The 22,861-nt window shown below is 75.0% G+C and carries 18 protein-coding genes; 11 read left to right on the top strand and 7 right to left on the bottom strand.

The window, feature by feature from the left end:
• The first annotated feature begins 218 nt into the window (after positions 1–218).
• The 8 genes from ACZ6RC_RS01170 (at position 219) to aroC (ending at position 9,220) form a co-directional block, all read left to right on the top strand.
• Positions 219–1,391, top strand: a complete 1,173-nt coding sequence (locus ACZ6RC_RS01170; protein ID WP_391142886.1) for a 3-deoxy-7-phosphoheptulonate synthase — start codon at positions 219–221, stop codon at positions 1,389–1,391.
• A gap of 125 nt (positions 1,392–1,516) precedes the next feature.
• On the top strand, positions 1,517–2,287 hold the full coding sequence (locus ACZ6RC_RS01175) for a 2,3-dihydro-2,3-dihydroxybenzoate dehydrogenase (protein WP_469578514.1): 771 nt from the start codon (positions 1,517–1,519) through the stop codon (positions 2,285–2,287).
• A 134-nt stretch (positions 2,288–2,421) separates the two neighbouring features.
• Positions 2,422–3,045 carry an isochorismatase family protein gene (locus tag ACZ6RC_RS01180; RefSeq protein WP_391142880.1) on the top strand — a complete coding sequence of 208 codons (624 nt, stop codon included), beginning with the start codon at positions 2,422–2,424 and terminating at the stop codon, positions 3,043–3,045.
• The gene (locus tag ACZ6RC_RS01185; RefSeq protein ID WP_469578515.1) at positions 3,042–4,961 is read left to right on the top strand and encodes an anthranilate synthase family protein; all 1,920 of its coding nucleotides are present in this window, start codon (positions 3,042–3,044) and stop codon (positions 4,959–4,961) included. Before ACZ6RC_RS01180 ends, ACZ6RC_RS01185 begins: the two co-directional genes overlap by 4 nt.
• Positions 4,958–5,554 (top strand): shikimate kinase, encoded by a 597-nt coding sequence (locus tag ACZ6RC_RS01190; protein WP_469578517.1) that lies wholly within the window; start codon positions 4,958–4,960, stop codon positions 5,552–5,554. Before ACZ6RC_RS01185 ends, ACZ6RC_RS01190 begins: the two co-directional genes overlap by 4 nt.
• Entirely contained in the window at positions 5,551–6,669 is a 1,119-nt protein-coding gene (gene aroB, locus ACZ6RC_RS01195; RefSeq protein WP_469578519.1) for a 3-dehydroquinate synthase, read from the top strand. Before ACZ6RC_RS01190 ends, aroB begins: the two co-directional genes overlap by 4 nt.
• Before the next feature lie 74 nt (positions 6,670–6,743).
• The gene (aroA, locus tag ACZ6RC_RS01200; RefSeq protein WP_469579398.1) at positions 6,744–8,039 is read left to right on the top strand and encodes a 3-phosphoshikimate 1-carboxyvinyltransferase; all 1,296 of its coding nucleotides are present in this window, start codon (positions 6,744–6,746) and stop codon (positions 8,037–8,039) included.
• Entirely contained in the window at positions 8,036–9,220 is a 1,185-nt protein-coding gene (aroC, locus tag ACZ6RC_RS01205; protein WP_469578520.1) for a chorismate synthase, read from the top strand. Before aroA ends, aroC begins: the two co-directional genes overlap by 4 nt.
• A 36-nt stretch (positions 9,221–9,256) precedes the next feature.
• Here the strand turns inward: aroC and ACZ6RC_RS01210 are convergent, their stop codons facing one another.
• Positions 9,257–12,328 (bottom strand): AfsR/SARP family transcriptional regulator, encoded by a 3,072-nt coding sequence (locus tag ACZ6RC_RS01210; RefSeq protein WP_469578522.1) that lies wholly within the window; start codon positions 12,326–12,328, stop codon positions 9,257–9,259.
• Between ACZ6RC_RS01210 and ACZ6RC_RS01215 the strand changes: the two genes are divergently transcribed.
• The gene (locus tag ACZ6RC_RS01215) at positions 12,327–13,388 is read left to right on the top strand and encodes an NAD(P)-dependent oxidoreductase (protein WP_469578523.1); all 1,062 of its coding nucleotides are present in this window, start codon (positions 12,327–12,329) and stop codon (positions 13,386–13,388) included. The genes ACZ6RC_RS01210 and ACZ6RC_RS01215 overlap by 2 nt on opposite strands.
• Positions 13,381–14,271 (top strand): NAD(P)-dependent oxidoreductase, encoded by an 891-nt coding sequence (locus ACZ6RC_RS01220; RefSeq protein WP_469578525.1) that lies wholly within the window; start codon positions 13,381–13,383, stop codon positions 14,269–14,271. Before ACZ6RC_RS01215 ends, ACZ6RC_RS01220 begins: the two co-directional genes overlap by 8 nt.
• A 101-nt stretch (positions 14,272–14,372) precedes the next feature.
• On the opposite strand, the gene ACZ6RC_RS01225 is transcribed toward ACZ6RC_RS01220, so the two are convergent.
• Both ACZ6RC_RS01225 and ACZ6RC_RS01230 read right to left on the bottom strand, forming a co-directional pair.
• On the bottom strand, positions 14,373–15,140 hold the full coding sequence (locus tag ACZ6RC_RS01225; protein WP_453614380.1) for an SDR family oxidoreductase: 768 nt from the start codon (positions 15,138–15,140) through the stop codon (positions 14,373–14,375).
• Between the two features lie 55 nt (positions 15,141–15,195).
• Complete coding sequence (locus tag ACZ6RC_RS01230; protein WP_469578527.1) at positions 15,196–15,594, bottom strand: VOC family protein; 399 nt, start codon at positions 15,592–15,594, stop codon at positions 15,196–15,198.
• Positions 15,595–15,857: 263 nt separating this feature from the next.
• On the opposite strand from ACZ6RC_RS01230, the gene ACZ6RC_RS01235 reads away from it, so the two are divergent.
• On the top strand, positions 15,858–16,706 hold the full coding sequence (locus ACZ6RC_RS01235) for an NAD(P)H-binding protein (RefSeq protein WP_469579400.1): 849 nt from the start codon (positions 15,858–15,860) through the stop codon (positions 16,704–16,706).
• Between the two features lie 24 nt (positions 16,707–16,730).
• Here the strand turns inward: ACZ6RC_RS01235 and ACZ6RC_RS01240 are convergent, their stop codons facing one another.
• From ACZ6RC_RS01240 to ACZ6RC_RS01255, 4 genes are read right to left on the bottom strand one after another with little or no spacing between them, the layout of a single operon-like run.
• Positions 16,731–17,855: an NAD(P)/FAD-dependent oxidoreductase gene (locus ACZ6RC_RS01240; RefSeq protein WP_453614386.1), complete on the bottom strand. Its 1,125-nt coding sequence runs from the start codon at positions 17,853–17,855 to the stop codon at positions 16,731–16,733.
• Positions 17,852–19,258: an FAD-dependent oxidoreductase gene (locus tag ACZ6RC_RS01245; RefSeq protein WP_469578529.1), complete on the bottom strand. Its 1,407-nt coding sequence runs from the start codon at positions 19,256–19,258 to the stop codon at positions 17,852–17,854. The genes ACZ6RC_RS01240 and ACZ6RC_RS01245 overlap by 4 nt, the downstream gene beginning before the upstream one ends.
• Positions 19,258–21,450, bottom strand: a complete 2,193-nt coding sequence (locus ACZ6RC_RS01250; protein ID WP_469578531.1) for a molybdopterin oxidoreductase family protein — start codon at positions 21,448–21,450, stop codon at positions 19,258–19,260. The genes ACZ6RC_RS01245 and ACZ6RC_RS01250 overlap by 1 nt, the downstream gene beginning before the upstream one ends.
• Positions 21,443–22,849: an MFS transporter gene (locus ACZ6RC_RS01255; RefSeq protein ID WP_469579402.1), complete on the bottom strand. Its 1,407-nt coding sequence runs from the start codon at positions 22,847–22,849 to the stop codon at positions 21,443–21,445. Before ACZ6RC_RS01255 ends, ACZ6RC_RS01250 begins: the two co-directional genes overlap by 8 nt.
• Positions 22,850–22,861: the final 12 nt, after the last annotated feature.

A 22,861-nucleotide genomic window follows, 5' to 3' on the forward strand; every position in this document is an offset into this window, starting at 1 on the left:
TGGCCGCGGGCCCGCACCCGGCACATGATTCGAACGAATTCAGGGCCGGCCGCCCCTGCTGCGGACACCGGTTTCGGCGGTCCGCCGGCCGGCCGGCCCTTCCGCCCGCTCACGCGTCCTCCGCTCGCGCCCGGCCACCGCGCTCTTCCCGCCGAGCGGATCCCCGCCACCGAGAACGCCGCCGCACCGTCGCCCTGTCGTCTTAGGAGAGACCCCCTGTGGACAACACTCTGCTCGACATCCGGCAAAGGCCGGCCCTGCAACAGCCCGTCTGGGAAGACGAGTCGCAGGTGGAACGCGTACGGGAGGAACTGAGCGTACGGCCCGCGCTGGTCAGCCCCCAGGACGTGCACACCCTGCGCACCCTGCTCGCCCGCGTGGCCGCGGGCGAGGCCGTCATCGTCCAGTCCGGGGACTGCTCCGAGGACCCCGACGAGTCCACCGCCCAGCACGTCGCCCGCAAGGCCGCCGTGCTCGACCTGCTCGCCGGTGCCATGAAGATGATCACCCACAAGCCGGTGATCCGCGTCGGGCGCATGGCGGGCCAGTTCGGCAAGCCGCGGTCCAACAACACCGAGAAGATCGGCGAGCTCGAACTCCCCGTCTACCGAGGCCACATGGTGAACGGCCCGGAGCCCGACCCGGAGTCCCGCCGCCCCGACCCGCTGCGCCTGCTGACCGGCTACATGGCCGCCAACGACATCATGGGCCACCTCGGCTGGCGCAAGCCCGTCGGCCGCCCGGTCATCGACCCGCCCGTGTGGACCAGCCACGAGGCCCTGCTCCTCGACTACGAGGTGCCGATGCTCCGCCGCGACGACGAGGGCAGGCTGCTGCTCGCCTCCACCCACTTCCCGTGGATCGGCGAACGCACCCGTCGCACCGACGGCGCCCACGTCGCCCTGCTCGCCGAGGTCGTCAACCCGGTCGCCTGCAAGGTCGGCCCCAGCATGAGCCCCGACGAGCTGCTCACCCTCTGCGAGATCCTCGACCCGGCCCGCGAGCCCGGCCGGCTCACCCTCATCGCCCGCATGGGCGCCGACAACGTGGCCAAGAAGCTGCCGCCGCTCGTCGAGGCCGTCCGCGCCGCCGGCCACCCGGTCATCTGGCTGACCGACCCGATGCACGGCAACACGGTCAACGCCCCCGGCGGCCTGAAGACCCGCTACACCACGACCATCGAGCACGAGATCTCCGAGTTCCAGCTCGCCGTGCGCTCCTCCGGGGGCATCGCGGGAGGCGTGCACCTGGAGACCACCCCCGACGACGTCACCGAGTGCGTGCTCGGCGAGCAGTGGGCGGGCCGCTGCGGCGACCACTACACCAGCTTCTGCGACCCCCGGCTCAACCCCGGCCAGGCCGTCACGGTGCTGTCCGCCTGGCGCGGCTGACCGTACGCGCCGGCCCGCGGCGCGCCCGTCCGGAGGCGCCCGTACGCGCCGGTCCGTACGAGCCGTCCCGTCCGCGCCCGCCCGATCCGTACACCTCTCTCGCCCACGACCACGGAGGAACCGTCATGCAGGACAAGATCGCCCTTGTCACCGGCGCCGCGGGGGGCATCGGCGCCGCGGTGGTCCACATGCTGGGCCGGCGGGGCGTCACCGTCGCCGCCGTCGACCGCGACGAGACCGCGCTGAAGCAGCGGGTCGCCGCGTACGCCGCCGACAGGCTGGCGGTCGAGGCGTTCCCCGCGGACGTCACGGACAGCGCGCAGGTCAACGCCCTCGTGGACGAGGTCGAGCGGCGGCTGGGCCCGATCGACTACCTCGTGAACTCGGCCGGCGTCCTGCGCCTGGGGCCCGTGCGCACCTTCAGCGACGAGGACTGGGCCGCCACCTTCGCCGTCAACGCCACCGGCGTCTTCCACCTCTCCCGCGCCGTCGTCGACCGGATGATCCCGCGCGGCTCCGGAGCGCTCGTGACCGTGGCCTCCAACGCCGCCAACACCCCGCGCGCCGAGATGGCCGCCTACGCAGCCTCCAAGGCCGCCGCGGCCCTCTTCACCAAGTCGCTCGGCCTGGAGGTCGCGCCCTACGGCATCCGCTGCAACCTGGTCGCGCCCGGCTCCACCGACACCCCGATGCTCTCCTCGATGTGGCACGACGAGTCCGGGCCGAAGGGCACCATCGAAGGCCGCCCGGAGGCGTTCCGGATCGGCATACCGCTGAAGAAGCTGGCCCTGCCCGACGACATCGCGAACGCGGTGGTCTTCCTGCTGTCCGACCAGGCGGGGCACATCACCCTCCACGACCTGACGGTCGACGGCGGCGCGTCCCTCGGCGCCTGAGCGCACCCGAGCGCCCGCGCCCCGGGCGTCCGGGCCGTGGCGTGCCGCGCCCGTGAACCCGCGCCGCGCGGCCGGACGGCAGCGCGGCCGCGTGCCGTACACCCCTCATCCCTTACGTACCCGAGAGGACGGTCATGGCCGGGATACCGCCCATCGAGGCCTATCCGTTGCCGGCGGCCGGCTCGCTGCCGCCCGCCACCCCGCACTGGACCGTGGACCCGGACCGCGCGGTCCTGCTCGTCCACGACATGCAGCGCTACTTCCTGGCGCCGTTCCCCTCGCCGCTGCGCGAGGAGATCATCGCCAACGCCGCGCTGCTCCGCGACCGCTGCGCCGCGCACGGCGTCCCGGTCGCCTACACCGCCCAGCCCGGCGGCATGACCCCCGAACAGCGCGGCCTGCTCGCCGACTTCTGGGGCCCCGGCATGCGCGTCGACCCCGTCGACCGCGAGGTCGTCGAACCCCTCGCGCCCGCGTCCGACGACTGGCTGCTCACCAAGTGGCGCTACAGCGCCTTCTTCAAGACCGACCTGCTGGAGCGGATGCGGGCCGCCGGCCGCGACCAGCTGATCATCTGCGGGGTGTACGCCCACGTCGGCGTCCTCGCCAGCGCCGTCGAGGCCTTCACCAACGACATCGAGACCTTCCTGGTCGCCGACGCGCTCGGCGACTTCACCGAGGCCGAGCACTGGTCCGCCCTCACGTACGCGGCCAAGCGCTGCGCCGTCGTCACCACCACGAAGGAGGTACTGGGATGACCGCGTCCGGCCACGAGGAGCTGCTGGGCCGCGTCCTCGGCCCCAACCCGCCCGCCTTCGCCCTCCTGTACCGGCCGGAGACCACCGGCCCCGGCGCCCTCGACCTGCTCACGGGCGAGGTCTCGCTGCCCGCGACCCTCGCGGACATCCCCGTACGCCAGGACACCGGCGCCGGACACCACGACGTCCTCGCCGTCGTCCCGTACCGGCAGATCGGCGAGCGCGGCTACGACCACGCCGACGACGACGCCCCGCTCATCGCCATGACCGTCACCGAGCAGGCCACCCTCCCGCTCGCCACCGTCCTGGCCGGGCTGCCCGACGTCCCGATCACCCTCGCCGACGGCGGCTTCGACGTCGACGACGCCGCCTACGCCGAGATCGTCCGCCGGATCGTCGCCGACGAGATCGGCACCGGCGAGGGCGCCAACTTCGTCATCCGCCGCTCCTTCACCGCCGAGATCACCGACTACGGCCCCGGCAGCGCCCTCACCTTCTTCCGCCGCCTGCTCCAGCGGGAGACGGGCGCGTACTGGACGTTCGTCATCCACACCGGGGACCGCACCTTCGTCGGAGCCTCCCCCGAGCGGCACGTCAGCCTCGCCGACGGCACCGCCGTGATGAACCCCATCAGCGGCACGTACCGCTATCCGGCGTCGGGGCCCACCCTGCCCGGCGTGCTCGACTTCCTCGCCGACCGCAAGGAGGCCGACGAGCTGTACATGGTCGTCGACGAGGAACTGAAGATGATGGCCCGGATCTGCGAGGAGGGCGGCCGGGTCGTCGGCCCCTACCTCAAGGAGATGGCCCGGCTCGCCCACACCGAGTACTTCATCGAGGGCCGGACCGACCGCGACCCGCGCGAGATCCTGCGCGAGACGATGTTCGCGCCGACGGTGACCGGCTCGCCGCTGGAGAGCGCGGCCCGCGTCATCGCCAAGTACGAGCCGCACGGCCGGGGTTACTACAGCGGGGTCGTCGCCCTCATCGGCCGGGACGCCCTCGGCGGCCGGGCCATGGACTCCGCCATCCTCATCCGCACCGCCGACATCGACGCCGGCGGACGGGTCTCCATCGGCGTCGGCGCGACCCTGGTGCGGCACTCCGACCCCGAGTCGGAGGTCGCCGAGACCCGTGCCAAGGCCGCCGGCCTGCTCTCCGCCCTCCAGGAGGACGGCTCCACCCGCTTCCGCGCCCACCCGCGGGTCCGCGAGGCCCTGGAGCAGCGCAACGCGACCATCGCCGACTTCTGGCTGGCCGGGGACGCGGCACGCGGCCGTCCCGACCCGCTGCTCGCCGGACAGCGCGTCCTGATCGTCGACGCCGAGGACACCTTCACCTCGATGATCGGCCAGCAGGTCCGCGCCATGGGACCGGAGGTGACGGTCCGCCGCTTCGACGAGGAGTACGCCTTCGACGGCTACGACCTCGTCATCATGGGCCCCGGTCCCGGCGACCCGCGCGAGGCCGGACACCCCAAGATCGCCCATCTGCGCGAGGCGGTCTCCGCCCTGCTGCGCGAACGCCGGCCGTTCCTCGCGGTCTGCCTCAGCCACCAGGTCCTGAGCCTGCGCCTCGGCCTGGACCTCGCCCGCCGCGACGTGCCCAACCAGGGTGTCCAGAAGGAGATCGACCTCTTCGGCAGCCGCGAACGCGTCGGCTTCTACAACACCTTCGCCGCCCGCAGCGACACCGACCGCCTGCACTGCGCGGGCATCGGGGAGGTCGAGGTCAGCCGCGACCCGGAGAGCGGCGAGGTGCACGCCCTGCGCGGGCCGCACTTCGCGTCCATGCAGTTCCACGCCGAGTCGGTGCTCACCCAGAGCGGCCCGCGGATCGTCGCCTCCCTCCTGGGCGGACTGGTGCGGAACGCCACGGTCGCCGGTGCCGTGGCCGAAGGCGTGCCGGTCGCATGACCGGGCCCCTCGTCGTCCTCGTCGGACCCATGGGCTCCGGCAAGTCCACCGTGGGCGCGCTCCTCGCCGAACGCCTCGGCACCACCCACCGCGACACCGACGACGACATCGCCGCCGCCGAAGGCCGCGGGATCCCCGAGATCTTCGCGGCCGACGGCGAGGCGCACTTCCGTGCCCTGGAACGCCGGGCGGTACGGGCGGCCGTCGCCGCGCACGAGGGGGTGCTCTCCCTCGGCGGCGGCGCCGTCACCGACCCCGGCACCCGTGCCCTGCTCGTCGGGCGGCCCGTCGTCCATCTCGCCCTCGACGCCGAGGAGGCCGTCCACCGGGTGGGCGGCGGCGCGGGCCGGCCCCTCCTCGGCGGAGCCGGACGGGGCGCCCCCTCGGCGGGCGGGACCGCCGCCGGGCCCGCTGCCGCTTCCGGGCCCCCGGCCGCCTCCGGCGCCGAGGCCGCGGCACGGTGGCGGGTGCTCATGGAGGCGCGGCGACCGCTGTACGCGGAGGTCGCCCGCGCGGTCGTGGACACCTCGGGCCGCACCCCCGACGAGGTCGCCGACGCCGTCCTGCACGCCTTGGAGCCGATCCGCTCATGACATCCACGCCCACACCCCCTCGGGCCCGCGCGACGACCGTCCGGGTGGGCGGCTCGGCCGGCACCGAGCCGTACGACGTGCTGGTCGGAACGGACCTGTACGGCGAGCTGCCCGCCCTCGTCGGCGACCGAGCCGTCCGCGTCGCCGTTCTCCATCCGCCGGCGCTCGCCCCGCTCGCCGGCCGGGTCGTGGACGCCCTGGCCGCCCCCGGCCTGACCGTGGTCCCGGTCCCCGTGCCGGACGCCGAGGAGGCCAAGACCGCCCGAGTCGCGGCCGCCTGCTGGGAGACGCTCGGCCGGCACGGCTTCACCCGCACCGACGTCATCGTCGGCGTCGGCGGCGGCGCCACCACGGACCTGGCCGGTTTCGTCGCCGCGAGCTGGCTGCGGGGCGTGCGCTGGATCGCGGTGCCGACCACCGTCCTCGGCATGGTCGACGCGGCCGTCGGCGGCAAGACCGGCATCAACACCGCCGAGGGCAAGAACCTGGTCGGCGCGTTCCACCCGCCCGCCGGCGTCCTCTGCGACCTGGCCGCGCTGGACTCGCTGCCGGTCGACGAGTACGCCGGCGGTCTCGCGGAGGTCGTCAAGGCGGGGTTCATCGCCGACCCGGTGATCCTCGACCTGATCGAGGCGGACCCGCAGGCGGCCCGTACGCCCGCCGGACCAAACACCGCCGAGCTGATCGTCCGTTCGATCCGCGTCAAGGCGGAGGTCGTCTCCGGTGACCTCAAGGAGTCCGGTCGGCGCGAGATCCTCAACTACGGCCACACGCTCGCCCACGCGATCGAGAAGAACGAGCGCTACAAATGGCGGCACGGCGCCGCCGTCTCCGTCGGCATGGTCTTCGCCGCCGAACTGGGCCGGCTCGCCGGACGGCTCGACGACGCCACCGCCGACCGGCACCGCGCGGTCCTCGGCTCGCTCGGACTCCCGCTGACCTACCGCGCCGACGCCTGGCCGGAGTTGCTGCGGGCCATGCGGGTCGACAAGAAGACCCGCGGCGACCTGCTGCGCTTCATCGTCCTCGACGGACCCGGGCCCGGCAGGCCCGGCGTCCTCGAAGGCCCCGCCCCCGACCTGCTCGCCACCGCGTACCGCGAGGTGTCCCCTTGACCACCGCCCGTACCGCACCCGCCGCCCCTACCGGCCCCGCCGCCGTCCCGGCCCGTGCCGCCGTCGCGGCCCGGATCCCCGGGTCCAAGAGCATCACCAACCGCGCCCTGCTGCTCGCCGCGGCCGCCCAGGGCACGACCCGCCTCCTCGCGCCGCTCGTCAGCGACGACACCCTCGCCTTCCGCACCGCCCTCACCGACCTCGGCACCCCCGTCCGCGCCACCCCGGACGACAGCCACTGGGAGGTCACCGGCAGCGGTCGCGGCCCGCGCGGCACCGTCCGCGTCTGGTGCGCCGACGCGGGGACGGCGGCCCGCTTCCTGCCGCCGTTCGCGGCCACCGGGCGGGGCGCGTTCACCTTCGACGGCTCGGCGCAACTGCGCGCCCGCCCCCTCGCCCCGCTGACCGACGCGCTGACACGCCTCGGCGCCCGGGCCGGCGGCGCGGGCGCGGACGATGCCGGCGGGCGTACGGGCGGGCTGCCGCTCACGGTGGAGTCCGACGGGCTCCCCGGAGGCCGGATCACCCTGGACTCCTCGCTGAGCAGCCAGTACCTCACCGGCCTGCTGATGGCGGCGCCCCTCATGGACGACGGCCTCACGGTCGAGGCGCTCGACCTCGTCAGCCGCCCCTACATCGACATGACCCTCGCCCTGATGCGCCACTTCGGCGCCGAGGTGACCGAACGGGACGGGGCCATCGCCGTGTCCCCCGGCCGCTACCGCGCCACCGACCTGGCCGTCGAACCCGACGCCTCCACCGCCTCGTACGTCTTCGCCGCCGCGGCCGTCACCGGAACGGCCGTCACCGTGCCCGGACTCGGCGGCGACAGCCTCCAGGGCGACCTGCGGTTCGTCGACGCCCTGCGGCGGGCCGGCGCGCACGTCGAGACCCGCGGGAACGCGACGACGGTCACGGGAGCGGCGCCGGTCGCGGAGGGCGCGGGCGGGGGAGGCGCGGCCCGGCTGCGGGGCGGGTTCACCATCGACATGGGGGCGATCTCCGACACCTTCATGACCCTCGCGGCGACCGCCCCGCTGGCGGACGCGCCGATCACCGTCACCGGGATCGCCCACGCCCGGCTGAAGGAGTCCGACCGTATCGCGGCCGTCGCGGAGAACCTCCGGGCGTGCGGCATCCGCGTCGAGGAGGGCCCCGACCGGATTACCGTGCACCCCGGCGTCCCGCGCCCCGCGCGGATCGCCTGCCGCAGGGACCACCGGATCGCCATGGCCTTCTCGGTGCTCGGCCTCGCGGTCCCGGGGACGATCACGCTGGACGACCCGGCGTGCGTGGCCAAGACCTTCCCGGGCTTCCACGCGGAGATGGCCCGGCTCTTCCCTACGTACGCACAGGAGGAACGTCGTTGAGCAGGTTGCGTTGGCTGACCGCTGGGGAGTCCCACGGACCCGCGCTGGTCGCGACGTTGGAGGGTCTTCCCGCCGGCGTCCCTGTCACCACGGAGCTGGTGGCGGACCACCTTGCGCGGCGGCGTCTCGGCTATGGGCGTGGTGCGCGGATGAAGTTCGAGCGGGACGAGATCACTTTCCTCGGCGGTGTGCGTCACGGGCTTTCTCTGGGCTCTCCGGTCGCGGTGATGGTGGGGAACACCGAGTGGCCGAAGTGGGAGAAGGTGATGTCGGCCGATCCGGTCGATCCGGCGGAGCTGAGGGAGACGGGCCGTAACGCGCCGCTGACCCGGCCGCGGCCGGGTCACGCGGATCTGGCGGGTATGCAGAAGTACGGCTTCGAGGAGGCCCGGCCGATCCTGGAGCGCGCCAGCGCACGGGAGACGGCGGCGCGTGTGGCGCTGGGTGCGGTGGCCCGTTCCTTCCTGAAGGAGGCCGCCGGGATCGAGATCGTGTCGCACGTGGTCGAACTCGCGGCGGCGAAGGCGCCGTACGGCGTCTACCCCAAGCCGGGAGATGTCGAGCGGCTGGACGCGGATCCGGTGCGGTGTCTGGACGCGGATGCGTCGAAGGCGATGGTCGCGGAGATCGATCAGGCGCACAAGGACGGTGACACCCTCGGCGGGGTGGTGGAGGTCCTGGCGTATGGGGTGCCGGTGGGTCTGGGCTCGCATGTGCACTGGGACCGGCGGCTGGATGCCCGGCTGGCGGGGGCGCTGATGGGTATCCAGGCGATCAAGGGTGTGGAGGTCGGGGACGGCTTCGAGCTGGCCCGGGTGCCCGGTTCGCAGGCGCATGACGAGATCGTGAGGACCGACGAGGGTCTGCGGCGCACGTCGGGCCGCTCGGGCGGTACGGAGGGTGGTCTGACCACCGGTGAGCTGCTGCGGGTGCGGGCGGCGATGAAGCCGATCGCCACCGTCCCGCGCGCTCTGGCGACCGTCGACATCGTCACCGGCGAGGCGACCCAGGCCCATCACCAGCGTTCCGACGTGTGTGCGGTCCCGGCCGCCGGGATCGTGGCCGAGGCGATGGTCGCGCTCGTCCTGGCCGACGCGGTCGTCGAGAAGTTCGGCGGCGACAGCGTCCCGGAGACCCGCCGCAACGTCCGCTCCTACCTCGACGCCCTCGCCCCCCGCTGACCCCCTCCGGCCCCTTCGGGAAGGGCGGGCCGGCGGTCACTCGTCGTCGATGCCGGCGGCGAACTCGGCGGCGAACCGCTCCGCGCCCAGCGCCCCGAGGACCCTGGCCGTGATGCGCTCGACATCGCCGCGCTCGCCCGCCGGAAGAGGCGCGCCGGAGGCTTCCCGGGCCCGGGCGGCCGCGCCCAGGAGCCGCGCGGCCTGCACGGGCCGGCCCGCGAGGGCGGAGGCCCCGGCGTGGCCCTCGCGGGCGAGGGCCACGGCGCGGGGGTCGCCGCTGTCCCGCGCGACCGAAAGGCCCTGGTGGTGGAGGGAGAGGGCCGTGTCCGCGTCCCCGCGCAGTTCGGCGAGGAAGCCGAGTTCGGCCAGCAGGAGCGCGGGGCCGGGGCCGAACTCCACGTCGCGGTGCCAGGCGAGGGCGCGGCGCAGGTGCTGCTCGGCGAGATCGAGGTCGCCCTCGCGGCGTGCCCCGAGGGCGAGGCCGATCTCGGCGTGGACCTCGCCCGCCGCGTAGCCGTGTGCGGCGGCCAGGGCCATCGCCTCGCGGTGGAGCCGCGCGGCCCGGGGGAAGTCTCCGGTCAGGAGGGCCACCCTGCCGAGCCCGGTGAGCCTGTCGGCGGCGTCGGTCCACAGGCCCAGCTCCTCGGCCAGCCGGAGACCCTCCTGGTGCAGGCGCTCGGCGCGCGGATAGTCACCGGTGATCGCGGCCAGCGCCGCCGACGGATAGGCCGTCTGCAGCTGCCCCCAGCGGTCGCCGAGTTCTCCGAAGAGCGCGTGCCCGTCCTCGGCGCTCCGGCGCAGTGCGGCGAGGTCGCCCCGCAGCAGGGCCTGGGTGGCCCGGGTGCTCTGGGCCGCGGCGATGCCCCAACGGTCCCCGGCCGCACGGAAGTCGGTCAGGGCACGGTCCACCAGGGTCTCGCTGCGGGACAGGTCCTCACCCGCGCTGAGCGAGGCATGGCCGAGGAACCACACGGCACGCGCGTCCTCGGCGCCGCCGCCCGCCACCTCCGGCAGCGGGACCGCGCCCTTCCGTCCCTCCCCTGCCAGCAGGGTGAATCCGGCGTGCCAGAGGGCCGCCCGGGAACGGAGGACCGCGGGGGCGTCGCCTGCGATGCGCAGGGCCTCGTGCAGGGACCGCCGGGCCTCGGTCAGCCGACCGCGGAGGAACCAGTACCAGGTCGAGGCGAGAACGAGGCGCAGGGCCCCGGAGGCGTCCCGCCGCCGTACGGCACGCTCCAGGGCCAGGCGCAGGTTGGCGCTCTCCTCGTCGAGGCGCGCCAACTGGTCCTGCTGTTCCGGGCCGTGGAGCCGGGCCGCGGCCCGTTCGGCGAGCTCGGTGCAGTGGGCCTGGTGGCGTACGTCGAGGCTGTCGAGCTCTCCGGCTTCCGCGAGGCGTTCGAGGGCGTAGGCCGCGATCGATTCCGGCAGCCGGTAGCGATGGTCGTCGGTCACGGTGACGAGTGAGCGGTCCACCAGGCGGATCAGCGGCTCGACCGCGCCCTGGTCGGCACCGCACACCGCCTCGGCCGCCTTGAGGGTGCAGCCGTCGGCGAAGACGGCCAGACGGCGCAGGAGGGTCCTCTCGTCGTCGGCGAGCAGCTCCCAGGACCAGTCGATCATCGCCCGCAGGGTGCGCTGGCGGGCCGGCACGCCGCGCCGCCCGCCGGCGAGGAGGCCGAACCGGTCGTCGAGGCGGCCGGACAGCTCGTGCACCCCCAGCGCACGGACCCGGGTGGCCGCCAGCTCCAGGGCCAGCGGGATGCGGTCGAGGCGGCGGCAGATCGTCGCGACCGCCTCCGCGTTGTCCGCGGTGACCACGAATCCGGGCGCGGCGGCCGCCGCCCGCACGGCGAACAGCTTCTCGGCGTCGGCCTGCGGCAGCGGCGGCACCGTCCACACCACCTCTCCGGCCAGGCCGAGGGGTTCCCTGCTGGTGGCCAGGACGCTCAGCCCGGGCGCGGCGGCCAGGACCCGGCGTACGACATCGGCCGCCGCGTCGACGACGTGCTCGCAGTTGTCCAGGAGCAGCAGGAGGCGCCTCGGGCCCAGCGCTTCCGCTAGACCCACCGCCCCTTCCTCCCGTACGCCCAGGACGGCGCCGAGCTGCTCGGCGACCTCGCTGGAGCCGGCGAGGCCGACCATCCGTACGCCGTCGGGATAGTCGCCGGCCACCTGCCGGCCGGCCTCCTCCGCGAGGCGGGTCTTGCCCACCCCGCCGGGGCCGGTCAGCGTCACCAGCCGGTGGCCGGCGAGCAGTGCCGTGATCGCGGACACCGCGTCCCGCCGGCCGACCAGACCGGTGAGCGGAGCCGCCAGGTCGCCATGGCGCGCCCCGCGAGGGGCGGGGGCGGCGGCCGGTCCGAGGGCCGCGTCGTGGGTGAGGATCGACCGGTGCAGGGCGGTCAGCTCGGGCCCGGGGTCCGCGCCCAGTTCGTCGGCCAGCAGCTTCCGCAGGTCGTCGTAGACGGCCAGTGCTTCGGAGGGGCGGCCGGCCCGGTAGAGCGCCCGCAGCTGAACGGCCCGCAGACGCTCCCGCAAGGGGTGCCGGGCCGCCAGCTCGCTCATCTCGCCGACGAGGGCGTGGTGTTCGCCCAGTTCGAGGCGGGTCTCGGCGAGCGTCTCCACGGCGGTCAGGCGCTGGTCCTCGAGGCGCCCGGCCGCGGTGCGCAGGAGCTCCAGGTCGGCCAGGTCGGCGAAGGCCTCCCCGCTCCACAGCTCCAGCGCTTCGGTCAGCAGGCCGGCGCGGGCGCGGGCGTCCACGGTGCCGTACGCGGTGGAGGTCAGGTCGGTGAAGCGGTGGGAGTCCACGTCCTGAGGGCGGACGCGCAGCAGATACCCGGGGGGCCTCGACTGCACCAGCGTCTCGGCCCCGGGTTCGGCCCCCGCCAGGGCGCGGCGCAGCCGCGAGACCTTCGTCTGCAGGGCACCGGCCGGATTTCCGGGCAGCCGCTCGCCCCACAGATGGTCCACGAGCCGGTCGGCCGACACGGCCTGTCCCGCGTGGACGAGCAGGGCGGCCAGCAGCGCGCGCACCTTCGCTTCGGGCACGTCGACCGCGTGTCCGGTGGTCGTCCGGGCGGTGAGCGGGCCGAGTACGGAGAAGTACATGTCCGCACGGTATCCGGCGTGCCGACAGCGGCAGTTCGCGGACCGACAGCGGACCGACAGGGTCCCGCCAGTGCCGCTCGGCACGGTGAGGGCACAGCGAACGCACCGGCCGGCGCGGCCGGCCCGAGGACGACGAACCAGGAGTCACCCCATGTCGGAGAACGAGAACGTGAACGAGAACCACGAGCGGACCGCGGTGTCGGTGATCGGCCTGGGGCAGATGGGCACCCGTCTCGCCCAGGCGTTCCTCGCCGCCGGCCATTCCACGACCGTATGGAACCGCTCCGCGGCGAAGGCCGACGCGCTCGTCACCCAGGGCGCGGTCCGCGCGGCGACCGTGGAGGCGGCGGTCTCGGCGAGCCGGCTGGTCGTGGTCTGCCTGCCCGACTACGCGACCGTGAGCGCCGTGCTCGGCCCCGTCGCCGGACATCTGCGCGGCCGGGTGTTGGTGAACCTGACCTCCGGGACTCCGGAGGAAGCCGTCACCACGGCCGACTGGGCGTCAGCGAACGGCGCGGACTATCTCGACGGCGCCGCCATGAGCGGTACCCGGCTCGTCGGGCGACCGGAGGCGCTGTTCGTCTTCAGCGGTTCCCCGGAGGCCTTCACCGCCCAGGAGACGGTCCTGGCGAGCCTGGGCAACTCCGTCCACCTCGGCGCGGATCCGGCGCTGGCCCCGGTGTACGACACGGCGCTGTTCGGTCTGGCCTGGGGGGCGCTGGCGGGCTTCTACCACGCGGTGGCCCTGGTGGGGGCGGCGGGCGTCGACCCGGCCGCCTTCGCGGCGGTGGCGACCGGGCACATGCCGTTCGTCGCCTCCCTGATGGCCGAGCACGCCTCGCAGATCCGGAACGGCCGGTTCCCGGACGACGACGGCACCGTGGAGGTGCACGCGGCGGCGATGGAGCACCTCCTGGACACCAGCAGGGCCCGGGGGATCGGTACCGACGTGCCGGAACTGATCGGGAACCTGCTGGAGCGGGCGGCGGGCGGCGGACACGGCGCCAGCGGCATCGCCAGCGTCATCGAGACGATCACGAAGGGCGAGCGGAATGTCTGAGCGTACGAAGCCCCACGTCACGGTCCTCGGCCTCGGCCGGATGGGCGCCCCGATCGCCTCCGCGTTCCTCGACGCCGGCTACCGAACCACCGTGTGGAACCGCACCGCCGCCAAAGCCGACGCGCTCGTCGGTCGGGGCGCCGTCCGCGCGACCACCGTCACCGAGGCGGTCCGGGCCGGCTCCCTGGTGATCGCCCCGCTCCTCGATCGCGACGCGGTGGACCAGGCCCTCGGACCCGCCGCCTCCGCCCTGCGCGGCCGGACCGTGGTCAACCTCGCCAACAGCACCCCGGACCAGGCCCGTGAGCTGGCCGCCTGGGCCGCCGGGCAGGGCGCCGACTATCTCGACGGCGCCATGATGGCCCTGCCCGAGACCGTTGCCACGCCCGACGGGTTCTTCCTCTACAGCGGATCCCGGCACGCCTTCACCACGTACCGCCACGAGCTGGACGTGATGGCGCCGGCCCACTACGTCGGCACGGACCCCGGCGCCGCGGAGGTCCACGACCTGGCGCTGCTGGGCACCGGCTACGCCGCGCTCACCGGCTTCCTGCACGCGGCGGCCCTGCTCGACGCGGCGGGGACGACCCCGGAGGCGTTCGCCCCGCTGGCGGCCCGCTGGCTGAACGGCCTGGCGGGGTTCCTGCCCGAACTGGCCCGCGAGGCGGGGTCCGGGGCGTACGCGGCAGGGGTTTCCACGGTCGACCTGAACCGGGCCGCGGTCGACGGCCTCCTCCGGCTCAGCAGGGCCCATGGCCTGGCCACCGACATCCACGAACCGCTGAAGGCACTGCTCGACAGGCGGTCGGCCGACGGCCACGGGCAGGACAGCTTCTCCAGCGTGTTCGAGCTGCTGCGGCCCCGGGCCGGCGCCGGGCGATGACCGTGCCGGTCACGCTCCGGCGGGGGCCCGGACCTGTCGGCCCCGGACCCTCCGCCGGCCGGCCGGCACCGGTGCGGCACGGCCCGGGGCGCCGCCGCCGCTCAGAGCGGCGATGTTCCGCCGGCCGTGACCGGAGGCTGCGGGGACTCGAAGTGGAAGGCGCTGATGTAGCAGTCGCGGGGCTGCCGGATCGCGAAGGTGATGCAGTCGATCACCGACTGCGCCGCGAGCGGATCCTGGGCTCCGCGCGGAGTGGTGTCCCATTCCGGGGACAGCGGGTCGCGGCTGCTGTCGAAGTCCGGCGGGAAGAGGGAGATCACCCGGACGCCCTGGGGCCGCAGCCGGCGCGAGAGCGCTTCGGTGAAGCCGCTCTGGCCGTGCTTGGCCGCGTGATAGGCCTCGTGCGCCACGGGATGCCGGGCGCCGGGAACACCGCAGACGGACACCATCGTGACCACGTCGGGGCGGTCGGAGGCCAGGAGCAGCGGCAGCAGGTTCTTCGTCACCAGGATGGTGCCGGTGCTGCCCGAGGCGATCGTGTCGGCCACGTCCTCGTCGGAGACCGACAGGAGGTCAGGGCCCTCCAGCCAACGGGCGCCGTTGTTCACGAGAACGTCGACGCGGTCGGTCAGGCGGCCGACCTCCGCGGCGAACGCGCGGATCGAGGCGGGGTCCGCGAGATCGCAGGCGAAGGCGTGCACGCGGTCGTGGCCGCGGTCGCGGATCTCGGCGCGGGTGCGTTCGGCCGCCTCCAGGCCGCGGGCGGCGAGGAAGAGTTCGGCGCCGAGGCCGGCGAAGTGGTGGGCGAGCGCGCGGCCGAAGTCGCGGCCCGCGCCGGTGATGACCACGCGGCGGTCGGTGAGGTCCAAGGTGTGCTCTCGATCGTGGGAGTGGTGGCGTGCGGTCGAGCGGTGGGCAGGAGGCTCAGCTCCAGGTGCGCGAGCACAGCACCAGGCGGTACCCGTCCGGGTCGGCGATGGTCACCCCGTGCTCGTCCCAGTACGGGTTGTGGGCCGGGACGCGGGTGCCGCCGACGGCGACCAGCCGGTCGACCGACTCCTCGTCCACCGGCTCGCCCAGATAGACCACGAACAGGTCGTCCACCGTCGGGGTGGGTTCCAGCGGACGCTCGGGGTCGTGCGTCAGCTCGAAGTGCCAGGCCCCGTCGGGCGGGCCGACCATGAGCAGGTCGTGCTCGCCCGGGACGCGCTCGGTGGTGCGCCACAGGACGCGCAGGCCCAGGCCGTCCACATAGAAGCGCTCGGCCGCGGCGAGGCTCCGCGAGGGCCGCGCCACCCGGACATGGGCGGTGGAGTCGATCACGCCCCCGCCCCCCGCGCGGCCCGCTGGAGCGGGCCCTCGACGCGACAGCGGCAGCGGGACGGCGGCACCGTCCGGAAGGGCGCGGGGGGCGAGGCCGCGGGGGATGTCTCTGGAGGCATGGCCCCGACCTTACGGTCCCGACTCCCGCCCTGAACAGGCCATTTCGGCTTCCCGCCGCCGCCCGCCCACCACGCCCCGGCACGATCGGCAGGACACCGCCTAGGGTGACCTCACTTGATCATCTGACGATGGGAAACATGCCCGTGATCCTCGTGACCGGAGCCACCGGAAACATAGGCAGCGCTCTGCTGAAGGAGCTGCGCGCCCACGGTGCCGGGCCGCTGAGAGGGCTCACCCGCGATGCCGGGCGGGCCGTCCTCCCCGAAGGGGTCGAGGCCGTGGAGGGCGACTTCGCCGTCCCGGCGTCGCTGAAGCCCGCGCTGGAAGGCGTGCGTTCGCTGTTCCTCGTGTCGCGTCTCGGCCCGGACGCCGACGTCCTCGAAGCCGCCCGGCAGGCCGGGGTGGAGCACGTCGTGCTGGTGTCGTCCATCACCGTCCTGACCCACCCGCACCTCGGCCCCGCCGCCGAGAACCTGGCGGTGGAGCAGCTGCTCAAGGAGAGCGGCATGGCCTGGACGATCCTGCGCCCGACACAGTTCGCGTCCAACTCCCTGATGTGGGCGGCTGCCATCCGTGACCACGCGACGGTCCGCGCGCCGTACGCCGACACCGCGCTGCCGACCGTCCACCCCGCGGACATCGCGTCGGTGGCACGGGTGGCCCTGACCGATCCCGCCCACCGGGGACGCGTCCACGCCCTGACCGGTCCCGAGCCGGTGACCGCCCGACAGCAGGTCGAGGCCATCGCGGCGGCCCTCGGCCGGGAGGTCCCCTTCGCGGAGATCAGCCGTGAGGAGGCCCACGCGCAGATGGCCGCCGTCTTCGGCGAGGAGGCCGCGGACGCGGTGCTCGACGTCACGGGCGGAGACGTGAACGGCGAGCTGCTGAAGGTACGCGACACGGTCGCGCGGGTCACCGGAGCACCGGGCCGCACCTTCCGGCAGTGGGCCGCGGAGAACGTCGACGCCTTCCGTGGCGACGCCCGCGCCTGAGCACGGCCGCCGGCCCCGGACGGGTCAGGGGGAGGAGGCCGTGGCCACCTCGACGCGGCCCAGGAGGGTGCGGCCGTCCGGGGACAGGACCAGTTTGCGGTAGCGGCCGCCCGCGCGGTCGTCCTCGCTGAACTCGATCGCCCCTTCGGTGCGGGCGTGGATGTCGCCGAAGCCGGAGACCCCGATACCGAGCAGCTTCAGCCGCGTCGGCTGGCCGGTGTCCGTGAACGGCGGGTGGGCGAGGCCGAGGAGTTGCCGGGCCACGGACGCGGCCATCCGGTGGCCCGGGGCGAGCAGCCCGTGACAGCGGCCCTCGACGGCGGCGCACTCGCCGACCGCCCAGACCCGCTCGTCGTCCGTGCGCAGCCGGTCGTCCACGAGGAACCCGCCCCGTTCCCCGGTCGCCAGGCCCGCGGCCGCGGCCAGCTCGTCCCGGGGCCGTATCCCGGCGGAGAAGACGACGAGACCGGCCTCGATCTCCGTACCGTCCGCGAGCCGGACGCCGTCCTCCTCCACGGAGACGGTGGCCGCCTCGCAGCGCACGTCGACGCCGAGGTCCCGGACGAGCGAGGCGAGCAGCCGCCCGCCGCCCGTGTCCACCTGCAGCGGCATCAGCCGGGGGGCCGCCTCCACCACGTGGGGGCGCAGCCCGAGGTGCCGCAGCGCGTCGGCCGCCTCCAGGCCGAGGAGCCCGCCGCCGATGACGACCCCGGGCCGCCCCGGCCGGCCGGACCGCGCCGCCGCCCGGATGGCGTCGATGTCCTCGACCGTGCGGTACGTGAAGCAGTGCGGCAGGTCGTGGCCCGGCACGGGCGGCACGAACGGGCGGGAGCCGGTGGCCAGGACCAACGCGTCGTACGTGTGCCGCGTCCCGTCGGAGCACCGTACGATCCGCCGCTCCCGGTCGACCGCCGTCACGGTCGTCGAGAGGCGCACGTCCACGAGGAAGTCGGGGGCGGGCAGCGCCAGATCGGCCGGCGTCAGACCGGAGACGAGCGAGGACAGGGCGACCCGGTCGTAGGCGCCGCGCGGCTCCTCGCCGAGCACGACGATCCGCCACCCGTCGGTCCGGTCCAGCGCCCGCACCTCCGTGACCAGCCGGTGCGCGACGGGCCCGTACCCGACGACCACCAGCGTCCGGCGGCTCATCCGACCCCCTCCGGGACGCGCAGCGCCGCGCACACCGCGCGGACGGTGTCCGCGCAGCCGCCGCAGCCGGTGGTGGCGCGGGTCGCGGCGGCGACCGCCCCGACGTCCCGAGCCCCGTTCTGCCAGGCGTGCACGACGGCTCCCTTGCTGACGTTGTTGCAGTGGCAGAGCACGGCGTCGTCGGCCATCGCCGCCGGATCGTCGTCGGCCCCGTCCCGGACGCCGCCCAGCAGGAGGGCCAGCCGGTCGCCGGGCACGGGCCGGCCCTCGGCGCACAACTGGCCGACGGCGGCGATGCCGTCGGGCAGGCCCACGAGCACGGCCCGCGAGACGCGGTCGCCCCGGATCTCGATCCGGGCGTACCGCCCCCGGGCGGGATCGGAGAAGGTGACCACCTCGTCCGGACCGGTGTGCCCGGAACCGGTCGGCCCCGCGGCGCCGTCGGCCGGTGCCGGGCCCTCCGCCGGCGCGGCCGGCCTGACAGAGCCCGGCCAGGTCGCCGGGGCCGTGGTCGTCGGTGGCCGGGCGGACGGGGGGGCGGTCACGCAGGCCACGTCCAGGCCCGGCACCCGGGGGCGCAGGATCCGGGGTGCCGGGACGTACCGCGCGTCGCCGCCGGTCAGCAGGACGGCCAGGGTCTCCGCCTGGGCCATGGCGCCCGTCAGGTCGGACGCGGACGCGCCCGTACAGGCGCCGATCGCGTGGATCGCCGGGTCGCTCGTCCGCAGGTGCCCGTCGACGACGATGCCACGCCGGACCGCCAGGCCGGCCCCGCGGGCCAGGGCGGTTTCCGGCGCGGTCCCGGTGCAGCGCAGGACCGTGTCGGCGTCCAGCGTGCCGGAGGGCGGGACGTGCGCGCCGAGCCGCAGCTCGATGCCCCACCCCTCCAGCCGGGCCGCGACCAACTGCCCTGCCACCTCGTCCAGCTGGCGGTGCATCGGATACGGCCCGGCGTGCGCCAGGACCACCCGGTGGCCGAGCCGCCGCAGCGCCGTCGCGGTCTCCACGCCGAGGACGCCCCCGCCGATCACGGCCACCCGGCCCCGGACCGGACGGGAACAGTCCGCCAGGGTGTGCACATCGCCGCCCGACCGGGCTCCGGTGGCCAGGACCAGCGTGTCGTAGTCGTGCCGCGTCCCGTCCGCGCAGCGCACGAACCGTCGCCCGCGGTCGATCGCGACGACCCGGACGCCCGTCAGGACCCGCACCCCCTCCGGGGGTGGCGGCAGCGTCAGGGCGCCGGGCGGCAGCCCGCCGTCGAGCACCGAGCCGAGGAGGGTGCGCTGGTAGGCCGGGCCCGGTTCGGCGCCCAGGACCGTCACCGGGCCGTCATGGCCGAGGGCCGCGAGACGGGCGGTCAGCCGGTGCGCGGCGAGTCCGTTGCCGACGACGACGATCCGCATCACGCCCCCACCGGCTCGTCGCGGACGGCCCGGTCGCGCACGGCCTCGGCGCGTACGCCACCCGCCGCGGTCCGCTCGTCGTCGCCGTCCGGGCGCACCGGCTCCACCCGCACCGCGCTCACCTTGAACTCCGGCATCCCGCTGCGCGGGTCCAGCGCCGGGCCGGTGAGCAGGTTCGCCCGGCCGTCGCCCGCGAAGTGGAACGGCACGAAGACCGTGTCCGGCCGCAGGCCCTCCACCACGCGCACCCGCGCCACCACCGTTCCGCGCGCCGACACCACCCGGGCGAGCCCGCCCGCCTCGACGCCCGCGCGGGCGGCCGCGTCGGGATGGATCTCGACGTACGGCTCCGGCTCGGCGGCCGTCAGCCGCCGCACCCGGCGGGTCTGCGCCCCCGACTGGTAGTGGGCGAGCGCCCGCCCGGTCGTCGCGTACAGCGGGAAGGCCGCGTCCGGCATCTCCGCCGGGTCGCGGTGCTCGACCGGCACGAAACGCGCGCGCCCGTCCGGGTGCGCGAACCCGTCGAGGAAGAGCCGGGGCGTGCCCGGGTGCGCGGGCCCCGACGGCACCGCCGGGCAGGGCCAGTAGAGGGCCTCGCCCGCGTCGAGCCGTTCGTAGCTCACGCCGGAGTAGTCGGCCCGCCCGCCCGCCGTCGCCCGGCGCAGCTCCTCGAAGACCTCCTGCGGCCGGTCCGGATACCGCTCGGCCGGCTCCCCGAGCCGTACGGCGAGATCGCGCAGCACGGTCAGGTCGCTGCGCACCCCCGCCGGCGGGTCGAGCAGCGCCCTGCGGCGCAGCACCCGCCCCTCCAGGTTGGTCATCGTCCCCTCCTCCTCCGCCCACTGGGTCACCGGCAGGACCACGTCGGCCAGGCGCGCGGTCTCCGAGGGCACGAAGTCGGCCACCACCAGCAGGTCCAGCGCGCCGAGCCGCTCGGCGACGTGCCCGGCGTGCGGGGCGGAGACGACCGGGTTGGAGCCGAGGACGAGCAGGGCGCGCGGGCCGTGGTCCGTGCCGAGCGAGTCGAGCAGTTCGTACGCGCTCGGCCCCGGGCCCGGAAGGCTCGCCGCCGGTACGCCCCACACCCGGGCCGTATGCTCCCGCGCGGCCGAGTCGGTGATCATCCGGTAGCCGGGCAACTGGTCGGCCTTCTGGCCCAGTTCGCGGCCGCCCTGGCCGTTGCCCTGCCCGGTGAGACAGCCGTAACCGCTGCCCTCCCGTCCCGGGAGCCCCAGCGCGAGCGCCAGGTTGACGAACGCCGACACCGTGTCCGTGCCCTTGCTGTGCTGCTCGGCGCCCCGCCCGGTCAGGACGTACGCCCGCCGGGCGTCGGCGAGCAGCCGGACCGCCTTCCGCTGCGCGTCGACCGGCACCCCGGTCACCCGCTCGGTCCGCTCAGGCGTCCAGGGCAGCGCCCGCTGCCAGGCCTCCTCGAAGCCGTTGGTCCGCTCCCGGACGAAAGCGTGGTCGAGCCGCCCGTCGAGCACGGTCAGCTGCAGCAGGCCGAGCGCCAAGGCCAGGTCCGTGCCGGGCGCGGGCCGCAGGTGCAGCGCGGCCCGTTCGGCGGTCGGGGTGCGGCGCGGATCGAGCACGATCAGGGCCGCCCGGTCCAGGTGGCGCATGAGCGGCGGCATCGTCTCGGCCGGGTTCGCGCCGGCGAGCAGCACCACATCCGCCCGGCCCAGGTCCGTGACCGGGAAGGGCAGGCCCCGGTCGACACCGAAGGCGGCGTTGGAGGCGGCGGCCGCCGACGACATGCAGAAGCGGCCGTTGTAGTCGATCCGGCTGGTCCGCAGCGCCAGCCGGGCGAACTTCCCCAGGATGTACGCCTTCTCGTTGGTGAGCCCGCCGCCGCCGAAGACGCCGACGGCGTCCGGGCCGGACTCCCGCCGGATCTCCCGCAGCCGCCCCGCGACCAGGTCCAGGGCGGTGTCCCAGTCGGCGGGGGAGAGCCGGCCGTCCGCGCCCCGCACCAGCGGGGTGCGCAGCCGGTCCGGGACGGCGAGCACGTCCGGCGCGGTCCAGCCCTTCTGGCACAGGCCGCCCTGGTTGACGGGGAAGTCGGAGGGGGTGACGGTCACCTCGCCGAGGCCGTTGCCGAGCCGCGTACCGCACTGCAGCGCGCAGTACGGGCAGTGGGTGTGCACCGTGCGACGGGTGGGGGGCGTGGGGTGGGTGGTGGGTTCAGACACGGCCGGCTCCGGAGCGTCGGGCGGGCCGGGCGCCGGCGGCGCCCCGGTTGCCGCTGCCGTTTCCGGCCCCGTTGTCGGCCCGGTCGCCGTGCCCGGAGCCGCGTGCCGGGCGCAGGTACACCGTCCAGGTGACCGCGACGCACAGGGCGTAGAAGCAGAGGAAGGCGACGAAGGCGGGGGCGCCGCTGCCGCCCTCGGAGCCGTACGCCGCCCGGAAAGCGAGGTTGACGGCCACCCCGCCCAGCGCGCCGACCGCGCCCGCGATCCCGATGACCGCGCCCGACAGGCGCCGGGCCCGGGCGAAGGCGTCCCGCGCGTCCCGGCCGTCGGTGACCTCGCGGCCGGCCCGCTCGGCGAAGACGGCCGGGATCATCTTGTACGTGGAGCCGTTGCCGAGCCCGGTGAGCACGAAGAGGACGGTGAAACCGCCCACGAACAGGGCGAACGAGCCGCGCGCGGAGGCCAGCAGCAGCCCTCCGGTGCCGGCCGCCATCGCCACGAACGTCCAGGCGGTCACCCGCGCCCCGCCCCACCGGTCGGCCAGCCGCCCGCCGAAGGGCCGGGCGAGCGAGCCGAGGAGTGGGCCGAGGAACGTGTACGAGGCGGCTTCGAGGGCGGTGGAGCCGAACTGGGTCTGTAGCACCAGGCCGAAGGCGAAGCCGTACCCGATGAACGAGCCGAACGTGCCGATGTAGAGCAGCGAGATCCACCAGGTGTGCGCGCACCGCACGGCTTCGGTCCAGGCGCCCTTCTCCTTGCGGGCGGGCGGCGCCAGGTTGTCCATCCGGAAGGCGGCCAGCAGGGCGACCGTCACGATCAGGGGGAGGTAGAAGGCGGCGACGTAGGCCGGGTGCGTGTCGCCCGCGGTGGCGATGACGAGCAGCCCGAGGAGCTGGACGACGGCCACGCCGAGGTTGCCGCCGCCCGCGTTCAGGCCGAGGGCCCAGCCCTGGTGGCGCTGCGGGAAGAAGGCGGTGATGTTCGTCATCGAGGAGGCGAAGTTGCCGCCGCCGGCGCCGCCCAGGGCGCCGATGAGGAGGAAGACCCACAGGGGCGTGCCGGGCCGCTGGACGAAGTAGGCGGCGCCGCAGGCGGGCACGAGGAGGACGGCGGTCGCGAAGACGGTCCAGTCGCGGCCGCCGAAGCGGGTGACGGCGTGGCTGTACGGGATCCTCAGCACCGCGCCGACGAGCGTCGGGGTGACGACGAGGAGGAACTTCTCGCCGGGCGTGAAGGGCAGCCCGATGCGCGGCGACATGAAGAGGACGAGGACCGACCACATCGACCAGACGGAGAAGCCGATGTGCTCGGAGGCGACGGAGAGCGCGAGGTTGCGCCGGGCGATCCGCTTCCCTCGGGCCTCCCAGAAGCGGACGTCCTCCGGATCCCAGTCCTCGATCCGCCGCCCTCG

Source organism: Streptomyces sp. NPDC048353 (genome assembly GCF_055587165.1).